The 9,466-nt window shown below is 75.9% G+C and carries 10 protein-coding genes; 9 read left to right on the top strand and 1 reads right to left on the bottom strand.

The genetic code is table 11. The annotated features are described in order from the left end of the window. Positions 1–206 precede the first annotated feature (206 nt). The 7 genes from ssd to ACFVU9_RS14385 all read left to right on the top strand — a co-directional run bounded on the left by ssd (position 207) and on the right by ACFVU9_RS14385 (position 5,971). Positions 207–1,331 carry a septum site-determining protein Ssd gene (gene ssd / locus ACFVU9_RS14415; RefSeq protein ID WP_380499064.1) on the top strand — a complete coding sequence of 375 codons (1,125 nt, stop codon included), beginning with the start codon at positions 207–209 and terminating at the stop codon, positions 1,329–1,331. 71 nt (positions 1,332–1,402) lie between these two features. After that, a complete protein-coding gene (locus tag ACFVU9_RS14410) occupies positions 1,403–2,710 on the top strand; it encodes a TadA family conjugal transfer-associated ATPase (protein WP_387593384.1) in 1,308 nt (435 codons plus the stop codon). Positions 2,711–2,869: 159 nt separating this feature from the next. Next, positions 2,870–3,994 (top strand): type II secretion system F family protein, encoded by a 1,125-nt coding sequence (locus ACFVU9_RS14405; RefSeq protein WP_387593381.1) that lies wholly within the window; start codon positions 2,870–2,872, stop codon positions 3,992–3,994. 203 nt (positions 3,995–4,197) lie between these two features. Then, complete coding sequence (locus tag ACFVU9_RS14400) at positions 4,198–4,758, top strand: type II secretion system F family protein (RefSeq protein WP_387593378.1); 561 nt, start codon at positions 4,198–4,200, stop codon at positions 4,756–4,758. 235 nt (positions 4,759–4,993) lie between these two features. After that, complete coding sequence (locus tag ACFVU9_RS14395; RefSeq protein ID WP_387593375.1) at positions 4,994–5,128, top strand: DUF4244 domain-containing protein; 135 nt, start codon at positions 4,994–4,996, stop codon at positions 5,126–5,128. Further along, on the top strand, positions 5,118–5,519 hold the full coding sequence (locus ACFVU9_RS14390; protein WP_387593372.1) for a TadE family type IV pilus minor pilin: 402 nt from the start codon (positions 5,118–5,120) through the stop codon (positions 5,517–5,519). Before ACFVU9_RS14395 ends, ACFVU9_RS14390 begins: the two co-directional genes overlap by 11 nt. Next, on the top strand, positions 5,507–5,971 hold the full coding sequence (locus ACFVU9_RS14385) for an Rv3654c family TadE-like protein (RefSeq protein WP_387593370.1): 465 nt from the start codon (positions 5,507–5,509) through the stop codon (positions 5,969–5,971). Before ACFVU9_RS14390 ends, ACFVU9_RS14385 begins: the two co-directional genes overlap by 13 nt. On the opposite strand, the gene ACFVU9_RS14380 is transcribed toward ACFVU9_RS14385, so the two are convergent. Then, positions 5,966–8,323 carry a DEAD/DEAH box helicase gene (locus tag ACFVU9_RS14380; RefSeq protein ID WP_387593367.1) on the bottom strand — a complete coding sequence of 786 codons (2,358 nt, stop codon included), beginning with the start codon at positions 8,321–8,323 and terminating at the stop codon, positions 5,966–5,968. The two genes, ACFVU9_RS14385 and ACFVU9_RS14380, sit on opposite strands and share 6 nt — an antisense overlap. Positions 8,324–8,546: 223 nt before the next feature. On the opposite strand from ACFVU9_RS14380, the gene bldG reads away from it, so the two are divergent. Then, positions 8,547–8,888: an anti-sigma factor antagonist BldG gene (bldG, locus tag ACFVU9_RS14375; RefSeq protein WP_049659132.1), complete on the top strand. Its 342-nt coding sequence runs from the start codon at positions 8,547–8,549 to the stop codon at positions 8,886–8,888. A gap of 158 nt (positions 8,889–9,046) precedes the next feature. Continuing rightward, positions 9,047–9,466, top strand: coding sequence for an ATP-binding protein (locus ACFVU9_RS14370; RefSeq protein WP_380445076.1), 420 nt, complete (start codon positions 9,047–9,049; stop codon positions 9,464–9,466).

Here is a 9,466-nt window from a genome sequence, read left to right as displayed (position 1 = left end):
CGTGGCGGGCGCTTCACACCACACCCCCGCTTTTAACATACTCGCGCGTCTTGGGTGTTGGTTTTTGGTGCCGCTGGTGTTCCCCCACCCCGCCCCCCCCCCCCACGCGCCCCCCCCCGCCCCCCCGCGGGCCGCCCCCCCCACCCCCGCCGGCCCGCCCGCCCCCCCCCGCCCCCCGGGGCCCCCGCCGCGGAGGGGAGAGCACCATGTCGACGCCGATCACCGGCCACACCACCGTCGAGGGGCCCGGAGCCACCGGGCCGCTGGTCCTCACCGAGGACGAGCGCCTCGCCGAGCACCTGGTGCGGCTCTGCGCGGCCGCGGGCACCGAGCCGCAGCTGATCCGGGGCGCCCCGCCGCCGCGCGGGCTCTGGGAGAGTTCCTCGCTGGTCCTGGTCGGGGACGACCAGGTGGCCCGGTGCGCCGGGCTGCCCCGTCGTGCCGGGGTCCTGCTGCTGGGGCTGGACCTGGACGACCCGGAGGTATGGGTCAGAGCCGTCCAACTCGGCGCCGAGCACGTGCTGTTCCTCCCCGACGCCGAGGCCTGGCTGCTCGACCGGATCGCCGACGCGGCCGAGGGCGTCGGGCCCCCGGCGCTCACCGTCGCCGTGCTCGGCGGCCGCGGCGGCGCAGGGGCCTCCACCCTGGCGTGCGCCCTCGCGGTCACCGCGGCGCGGTCCGGCCGGCGGACGATGCTGATCGACGGGGATCCGTTGGGCGGCGGCCTGGACATCCTGCTGGGCGGAGAGACGGCCCGCGGGCTGCGCTGGCCCGATCTGGCCGGCTCGCGCGGCCGGGTCAGCGGGACCGAACTGGCCCGGGCGCTGCCGGCGCTCAAACGGCCGTCCAGACTGTCCTGCCTGTCGTGGGACCGCGGCGACACGCTGGCCGTGCCGCCCGAGGCCATGCGCAGCGTCCTGGCCGCCTCCAGACGGCGCGGCGGGCTCGTCGTGGTCGACGTGGCGCGCCACCTCGACGCGGCGGCCGGGCAGGCGCTGGAGCAGTCGGACCTGGCGCTGCTGGTGGTCCCGGCCGAACTGCGGGCGGTGGCCGCCGCCGACCGGGTCGCGGCGGCGGTCCGGATGCGACTCGGGGACGTCCGGGCGGTGGTGCGCCCGCTGCGGGCGCGCGGCCTCCCGGCCGGGCGGATCGCCCGCGGGCTGCGGTTGGAGCTCGCGGGAGAACTGGAGCCGGAGCCCGGGCTGGTCGAGGACGTCGAGAAGGGCGTGCCGCCCGGGACGCGGGACAACGGCCCGCTCGCGCGCTTCTGCGCGACCTTCCTGGACGAAGTGCTGCCGCCGGTGCCGGCGGTCGGAGGAGGTGTGTACTGATGGTCCGTCTGCGCAGAACGGGGATCGGGTCCGGCTCGGGTGGCACCGGCGCTTCCGCCGGAGCCGGCGGGATGGGCGGCTCGCCCGGCCGGGGCGGCGGTGCGCGGGAGCACCGGCTGCTCCGGAGCGTCCCGCCACCCGACGGGCCGCCGGAACAGTCCCGTCCGTGCCCCTACGGGCGGACGGCCCGGGAGGAGCGGACTGCGGCGCTGCTGGACGCGGTCCGGCTGCGGCTGGCCGAGTCGGGCGCCGCCCCGACGGAGGGATCCGTCGCCGCCGCGCTGCGGGCCACCCGGCCGCCGCTCGGCGGGGACGAGGTCCTGGACACCGTGCGCTCCCTGCGCGCCGAACTGGTGGGTGCGGGCCCGCTGGACCGGCTGCTGGCGGCGCCCGACGTCACGGACGTCCTGGTGAACGGGCCGGGGGAGGTGTGGGTCGACCGTGGCGGCGGCCTGCACCGCGCCACCGGGGTCCGCTTCGCCGACGCCGAGGCGGTCAGGCGGCTGGCGCACCGGCTGGCCACCGCGGCGGGGCGGCGGCTGGACGACGCCCGCCCCTGGGTGGACGCCCGGCTCCCGGACGGCACCAGGCTGCACGCCGTGCTGCCGCCGATCGCGGCCGGCTGCACGCACATCTCGCTGCGGGTCTGCCGGCCCCGGCCGTTCACGCTCGCCGAGCTGGTGGCGGGCGGGACGCTGCCACCCGAGGGCGCCGGCCTGCTGGCCGGCATCGTGCGGGCGCGGCTGTCGCTCCTGGTCTCCGGCGGCACGGGGACGGGCAAGACCACGCTCCTCGCGGCCCTGCTCGGCCTCGTCGGCCCGGACGAGCGGATCGTGGTCGCCGAGGACTCCGCCGAGCTGCGACCGGCCCATCCGCACGTGGTCCGGCTGCAGAGCAGACCGCCCAACCAGGAGGGGCTCGGCGAGCTCACCCTCAGGGACCTCGTCCGGCAGGCGCTGCGGATGCGGCCCGACCGCCTGGTCATCGGCGAGGTGCGCGGGGCCGAGGTGTCGGACCTGCTGGCCGCGCTGAACACCGGCCACGAGGGCGGCTGCGGGACGGTCCACGCCAACACGGCGGCGGACGTGCCGGTGCGGCTGGAGGCGCTGGGCTCGCTCGCCGGGCTCGACCGGCCGTCGCTGCACAGCCAGTTGCGCGCCGCACTCGACCTGGTGGTGCACCTGGTCCGGGAGCCGGGCTCGGGGCGGCGCCGGGTGGCCGAGATCCACACGCTGGCGGGGGACCGCGAGGGCCTGGCCGTGACCATCCCGGCGGTGGAGTTCACGGCGGAGGGCCGAATGGCCCCGAAGGCGGGCTGGGAGCGACTGCTCGGGTTGCTGGCGGCGCGCGGCGTCACGCTCTCGGCGGGTCCGCCGTGACAGGGCTCGCGGGGGCGAGTGCGCGAGCGGCGGAACTCGGCTTCGTCCTGCTGCTGAGCGTGCTCTCGGTGGGTGCCCTCGCGCTGCTGGGGGACTGGGGCCGGAAAGGCCGATGACGTGGACGACGTGGACGACGTCGATGACAAGGAGGTTCACGAGATGATCGACGGTCAGATCTCGTTGTGGTGGGCCGCTGCGCTGTGCGTGGTCGCGCTCGGCGGGTGGCACGTGGTGCAGCAGCAGCTGCCGGGCGGGCGGCGTTCCAGGCTGGTGCTGGCGGGCGCCGGGCCGCCGGTGCCTCCCATGAGGCCGGTGGGTGCACTCGGGCCGCCGCAGTGGCTGGTTCCCGAACTGCTGCTCCTCCCGGTGGGATTGGCGGCCGGGTACGTGACGGCCTCGCCGGTGCCGGTGCTCGTCGGTGCCCTCGCCGTGGTGCCGCTCCGGAGGTGGCGTCTGCGGCGGGCCGTGGCGGCGCGGGCAAGGTGCCGGGCAGCCGGTGTGATCGAGCTCTGCGCCGGGCTGGCAGGGGAGTTGCGCAGCGGGTCGACACCGGAGCAGGCGCTCCACGTGGTGACGGCGCGCACCGCGGCCGACCCGGATGCCCTGCGCAGGCTGGGTGAGGAGCCGGTGGCGCGGCTGGCGGCCGGCCGCTACGGGGGCGACGTTCCCGGTGCGCTGCACCTGCTCGCCGAACTGCCGGGCGGGAGCGGGGCGGCGGCGATCGCGGCCTGTTGGCGGGTGGCGTCCGACGGGGGCGCGGGGCTGGCCGCCGCGCTGGACCGGGTCGCGGAGGCGCTGCGCGGCGAGCAGGCCCTGGCCGAGGAGATCGCCGGTGAACTGGCGGGGCCTCGAACGACGATCGCCGTCCTGGCGATGTTGCCGGCGGCCGGGCTGCTACTGGGCACTGCGATGGGGGCGAGGCCGGTGGACGTCCTCCTGCACACGTCTGCCGGGCTCGGCTGCCTCGCGGTGGGTGCCGTGCTGGAAGGGCTGGGCATGGCCTGGACGGCTCGGATCGTGCGGGCGGCTGCTCGGGGCGGCTTGGAGGGCCCCGCAGGCCCGGGGCGCGGCGCTGCTGTTCCGGGCTCGTGGGCGCCGTGGGCGCCGAGGACCGGGAGGGCGGGCGCCCGGGCCCTGACGGCCGCCACACGCCGCTCCGGGCGAGTACGTGGCGAGTGGGGAGTCCGGGGCGTCGGGCGGGCGTTGAGCGGCCTGCCACGCCGCCGGGCCTGGCGCAGGCCGGTGAGCAGCAGGAGCGCCAGGGCAGAGGCGGTGGCCGGGTGATGTGGGGTGTGGCGGTCCTGATGGCCGCTGTGGCGGCGGGAGTTGTGCCGGGGCGCCGGTGGGTGAGGCGGCGCCGAGCCTCGGTCAGGCTCTTCGGTCGGGTTCCCGCGGCGCGGCCGGCGCCGTTGGCGCGGGAGGCGGGTGGGGCCGGGGTGCTCCGGCGGTCGGTGATGGCGGCATTGGCGGGCGCTGGAGCGGCTCTGGTGCTCGGCGGTGGCCTCGGGCTGCTGCTGGGAGCGGTACTGGCGGTGGGCGCCTACCAGGCGCTTGCACGAGCGCGGTCACCGGCCGATCGGCGGACCGAGCTGACGGAGGAGTTGCTCACCCGGCAACTCCCGCTGAGCGCCGAGCTGCTGGCGGCCTGCCTCGGCTCGGCTGCCTCGCCTTCCGTGGCGGTCATGGCGGTCGGGCGGAGCGTGGACGCTCCGATGGGACCCCGGCTGGTGGCGATCGGGGCCGAACTGGCCCTGGGCGCACCGCCGGAGCTGTGCTGGGACCGGCTGGGCGACCAGCACCCCTCGCTGGCACCGCTGGTTCGCTGCATGGTCCGTACGAGCCTCGGGGGCTCCCCGGTGGCCGGGTCCCTGATCGGACTCGCCCACGCACGGCGGACGGCTGCGGGCAGGGCGGCCCACGCCCGGGTCCGCAGGGCGGGGGTACTGGCCACCGCGCCGCTCGGGCTCTGCTTCCTTCCGGCGTTCGTGCTGATCGGTGTCGTGCCGGTCGTCGTGGGGCTGACCAGCCGGTTCGCACTTGCGGTGTGAGGGGCCCCGGCAGCCCCGCCGAATCCACCGAGTTCGCCGAGTCCATCGCACGCATCGCAACGCATCGCGTGCAACCGAAACCGATGAGGAGAAGACCATGGCTGTTGTGATTGCGCCCAGGCTCGTGAACGCCCTTCCGGCCCGGCCGTTGCCGGGCGTGTGGAGGCGCCGGGGACGCTGGACCGCGCGCCGGGTCCGGCGGCTGGTTCGGGCCAGGGGCCGCTCGGACGCCGGGATGACCACGGCGGAGTACGCGGTCGGCACGCTGGGCGCGTGCGCGTTCGCGGCCGGGCTCTACAAGGTGGTGACCAGCGCGACCGTCACCGGGGCGCTGACCGATCTGCTGGAGCGGGCGCTCCATGCGACGTAGCGGGTATCGGCGCGGCAGGGCACGCGGTGACGCGGGGTTCGTGACGGCGGAGACGGCGGTGGCCATGCCGGCGTTGATCCTGCTCGCGGCCTTGCTGATCTGGGGCGTGCTCGCCGCGGCGGCCCAGATCCGGTGCGTGGACGCGGCCCGGGTCGGCGCCCGGGCCGCGGCCCGCGGGGAGACCGACGCCGTTGTGGTCGCCCGTGAGGCGGCCCCGCCCGGGGCACAGGTCGAGGTCGCCCTGGCGGCCGACACCGTGCGGGTCACGGTGGACGCGCCCTGCGGCGCGCCTGGCAGGCTCGGAGGCCTGCTCTCGGTGCGGCTGAGCGCCGTCGCGGTGGCGGCGCGGGAGGACACGTTGGTGGGAGGAGGAACGGCATGGCCGTCCTGACCCGCCGGCTGGTGCCAGCGATCGTGGGCGCGCGGTCCCGGGTCGCTGCGGCGCGCGGGCTCGGCGGGGCTGCGGACACCGGCTCGGCGACGGTCTGGCTGGTGGCCTTCGCGATGCTCGGCTGCTCGGTGTTCGCGGCGACGATGGCGGTCGGTGCGGTTGTCGCCGCCCGGCACCGGGCCGAGGCGGCGGCCGATCTCGCGGCCCTCGCGGCGGCGGACCGGCTCTTGCTGGACCCGGACGGCGGGTGCGGTCGGGCGGCCGGGATCGTCGCCGCGCAGGGCGCGGGCCTGGTGTCCTGCGTGCTGGACCGGGACGACGACGCCGTCGAGGTGGTGGCCGAGGTGCCCGTCGCGGGGCTGCCGGTGCGGCTTCCGGTCGGTCCGGCGCGAGCGCGGGCCCGTGCCGGACCGATCCGGGCCGCGGTCACCCCGGTGGAGGAGGGTTCATGAGTCCGTGTCGGTGGGGGCGGGAGCCCCGTCCGCCGCCTTCGGGGCGCCGGCCAGCAGGACGTCCAGGAGCCGGACGGCCGCGGTCTTGTCCAGCGGGTCGTTCCCGTTGCCGCACTTGGGCGACTGCACGCAGGACGGGCAGCCGCGCTCGCACTCGCAGGCGGCGATCGCCTCGCGGGTGGCCGTCAGCCACTGGACGGCCCGCTGGAAACCGCGTTCGGCGAAGCCGGCCCCGCCCGGGTGGCCGTCGTAGACGAAGACGGTGGGCAGCTCGGTGTCGGGGTGCAGCGGGACGGAGACGCCGCCGATGTCCCAGCGGTCGCAGGTGGCGAACAGCGGCAGCAGTCCGATCGAGGCGTGCTCGGCGGCGTGGGCGGCGCCGGGCAGCCGGTCGAGCGGGATGTCCGCGTCGAGCAGCTGGTCCTCGGTGACGGACCACCAGACCGCCCGGGTGCGCAGTGTGCGGGGCGGCAGGTCGAGCTTGCTCTCGCCCATGATCTCCCCGGTGGAGATCCGTTTCCGGAGGTAGCCGACCACCTGGTTGACCACCTCCACCGAACCGAAGCTGAGCCGGCCCTCGCCCCAGCGGACGGTGGTGTCGGTGTCGAGCACGGAGATGGAGGTGATGTCCCGGGCAGCCGTGGTGTACGGCGGGTCGGCCGCGTCGACCAGGGCGACGGAGTTCTCCAGGTCGAGCTCGCGGACCAGGAACGTGCGCCCCTGGTGCAGGTGGACGGCACCGGTGTGGACGGTCGTGTGGGAGGCGGAGGCGTCCACCGTGCCGAGCAGCCGGCCGGTGGCGGCCTCGACGATCTGCACCGGGCTGCCGCCGCTGCCGCGCAGGTCGACGGCGTCGGCCGCGCGTTCGCGGCGGGTCCAGTACCAGGAGCCGTCGCTGCGCCGGCGCAGCAGGCCGCGGCGTTCCAGGACGGGCAGCAGGGGTGCGGTGGAGGGGCCGAACAGCTCCAGGTCGGCGTCGGTGAGCGGGAGTTCGGCTGCGGCCGCGCACAGGTGCGGGGCGAGGACGTGCGGGTTGTCGGGGTCGAGCACGGTGGCCTCGACGGGCGCCGCGAACAGCGCCTCGGGGTGGTGCACCAGGTAGGTGTCCAGCGGGTCGTCCCGGGCGATCAGGACGGCGAGCGCGCCCTGGGCCTCGCGTCCGGCCCGGCCCGCCTGCTGCCACAGCGAGGCCCGGGTGCCGGGGTAGCCGGCCATCAGGACGGCGTCGAGGCCGGAGACGTCGACGCCCAGTTCGAGAGCGGAGGTGGAGGCGAGGCCGAGGAGCCGACCACTGTGCAGGGCACGTTCCAGGGCCCGGCGTTCGTCGGCGAGGTAGCCGCCGCGGTAGGCGGCCACCCGCTCGGCGAGCGGTCGGCCGAGCTGGTCCTGGGCCTGCAGGGCGACGAGTTCGGCGGCCCGCCGGGAGCGGACGAACACGACGGTGCGGGTCTGCTGCTCGACGAGGTCGGTGAGCAGGTAGGCCGCCTCGGCGGTGGCGGTGCGGCGGACGGGTGCGCCGTGCTCGCCGACGTTCTCGGTCAGCGGCGGCTCCCAGAGGCCGAAGACCATCGGTCCGCGCGGCGAGGCGTCATCGGTGACGGCGACGGCGGGCAGGCCGGTCAGCCGCCCCGCGGTGGCGGCCGGGTCGGCGGTGGTGGCGGAGGCGAGCAGGAAGGTGGGTGACGAACCGTAGCGGGCGCAGATGCGGCGCAGCCGCCGCAGGACCTGGGCGACGTGCGAGCCGAACACGCCCCGGTAGCTGTGGCACTCGTCGACGACCACGTAGCGCAGCACCTTGAAAAATGAAGACCAGCGGGCATGGGCGGGCAGGATGCCCCGGTGCAGCATGTCCGGGTTGGTGAGCACGTAGGAGGCGTACTGGCGGACCCACTCGCGCTCCTCGGGCGGGGTGTCGCCGTCGTAGAGGGCGGCCCGGACCCGGGGCGGCGCGAGTTCGGCGGCGCGGCGGCGCTGGTCGGCGGCGAGCGCCTTGGTCGGGGCGAGGTAGAGGGCGGTCGCGCCGCGGCCGTTGCGGGCCTCGGTGCCGTCCAGCAGATCGCTCAGGACCGGGGCCAGGTAGCCGAGCGACTTGCCCGAGGCGGTGCCTGTGGCGATCACCACAGTCTGGCCGGTTTTGGCCAGGTTCATGGCTTCCGCCTGGTGCGCCCAGGGCTGTTCCACGCCGACGGCGCGCGCGGCGGCCGTGATCTCGGCGCGGATCGAGTCCGGCCAAGGCGCATAACGCGCAGGTCGGGCGGGAAGGTGCTCCGTATGGGTGAGCCGGTCGGACCGCCCCCTGGTGGTGGACAGGGTCGTGAGCAGTGCCTCGGGCAGGCTGTGTCGGGGCGGCATGGGGACCCAGTGTGTCACCGGCGTGACGGAGAATCGTCGTAAGCCATCGTGCGGGCATGGTCGCAGGTGGTTGAATGTGGCCGTGACGGCCGTATGGCCGTGGGTCGCAGCGCCGAGGCTTGCCACGCGTTGGCTGGGCGCGCCCGGGGCTCGCGACCATGCGGTGGCGGCCGTCCGGCCGAGGAACGCACATGACGTAGCAAGGCAAGGTGCTGGAGGTTCCGTGGACCTGTCCCTGTCGACCCGTTCAGTCGGCGATCGCACGGTCGTCGAGGTTGGCGGCGAGATCGATGTGTACACCGCCCCGAAGCTGCGGGAGCAGCTGGTCGAGCTCGTCAACGACGGCAAGTACCACCTCGTCGTCGACATGGAGGGCGTGGACTTCCTCGACTCGACCGGTCTGGGCGTACTGGTGGGCGGTCTGAAGCGGGTGCGTGCCCACGAGGGCTCGCTGCGCCTGGTCTGCAACCAGGAGCGCATCCTGAAGATCTTCCGCATCACCGGCCTGACCAAGGTCTTCCCGATCCACACCTCGGTGGACGACGCGGTCAACGCGACCGACTGATGCGGCCGGGCCGGTCCTGGTGGCCGGCCCGCCCGATCCACGCGGTCGGGACGGTCGGGGCGCCTCGCCCCGGTCGTCCCCGGCCGCACCGGGGCCGGTTCGGCCGGCCCGCAGGGGCCGCGGCGTCGGCCCCGGTCGGAGCACCCCGAGGGGGAGAGATGGCAACCGTCGAACTTCGATTCAGCGCGCTTCCCGAGCACGTCCGCACGGCCCGACTGGTCGCCGCGGCAGTCGCCAGACGGGCCGGCGTTGACGAGTCGGTGCTCGACGAGGTACGGCTCGCGGTCGGTGAGGCGTGCTCCCGCGCGGTCGGGCTGCACCAGCGCGGCGGCATCGGCGGCACCGTCAGGGTCGCGCTGACCGATCAGGAGAAGCGTTTCCTCATCGAGGTCGAGGACGAGGCGGGCCCGTCCGCCGTTCCGGCCTCCGGCGCGGCCGAGGGCGGCGATCCGGACGAGGACACCCTGGGCCTGGCGGTGATCACCGGCCTGGTCGAGGACCTGGAGGTCACCAACGGCACGGACGGTGGCCTGATCCGGATGAGCTGGCCGGTTTCGGTCGACGCCCTCGCGGTCTGA

The sequence above is a fragment of the Kitasatospora sp. NPDC057936 genome (assembly GCF_042887525.1).
GTDB lineage: Bacteria > Actinomycetota > Actinomycetes > Streptomycetales > Streptomycetaceae > Kitasatospora.
Note: the sequence above shows the minus strand (reverse complement) of the source record. Positions and strands in the feature narration are given on the sequence as shown.

Coding starts and splice junctions, on each gene's coding strand:
- ssd (WP_380499064.1), top strand. CDS start 207: ATGTCGACGCCGATCACCGGCCACACCACCGTCGAGGGGCCCGGAGCC.
- ACFVU9_RS14410 (WP_387593384.1), top strand. CDS start 1,403: ATGGGCGGCTCGCCCGGCCGGGGCGGCGGTGCGCGGGAGCACCGGCTG.
- ACFVU9_RS14405 (WP_387593381.1), top strand. CDS start 2,870: ATGATCGACGGTCAGATCTCGTTGTGGTGGGCCGCTGCGCTGTGCGTG.
- ACFVU9_RS14395 (WP_387593375.1), top strand. CDS start 4,994: ATGACCACGGCGGAGTACGCGGTCGGCACGCTGGGCGCGTGCGCGTTC.
- ACFVU9_RS14390 (WP_387593372.1), top strand. CDS start 5,118: ATGCGACGTAGCGGGTATCGGCGCGGCAGGGCACGCGGTGACGCGGGG.
- ACFVU9_RS14385 (WP_387593370.1), top strand. CDS start 5,507: ATGGCCGTCCTGACCCGCCGGCTGGTGCCAGCGATCGTGGGCGCGCGG.
- ACFVU9_RS14380 (WP_387593367.1), bottom strand. CDS start 8,323: ATGCCGCCCCGACACAGCCTGCCCGAGGCACTGCTCACGACCCTGTCC.
- ACFVU9_RS14370 (WP_380445076.1), top strand. CDS start 9,047: ATGGCAACCGTCGAACTTCGATTCAGCGCGCTTCCCGAGCACGTCCGC.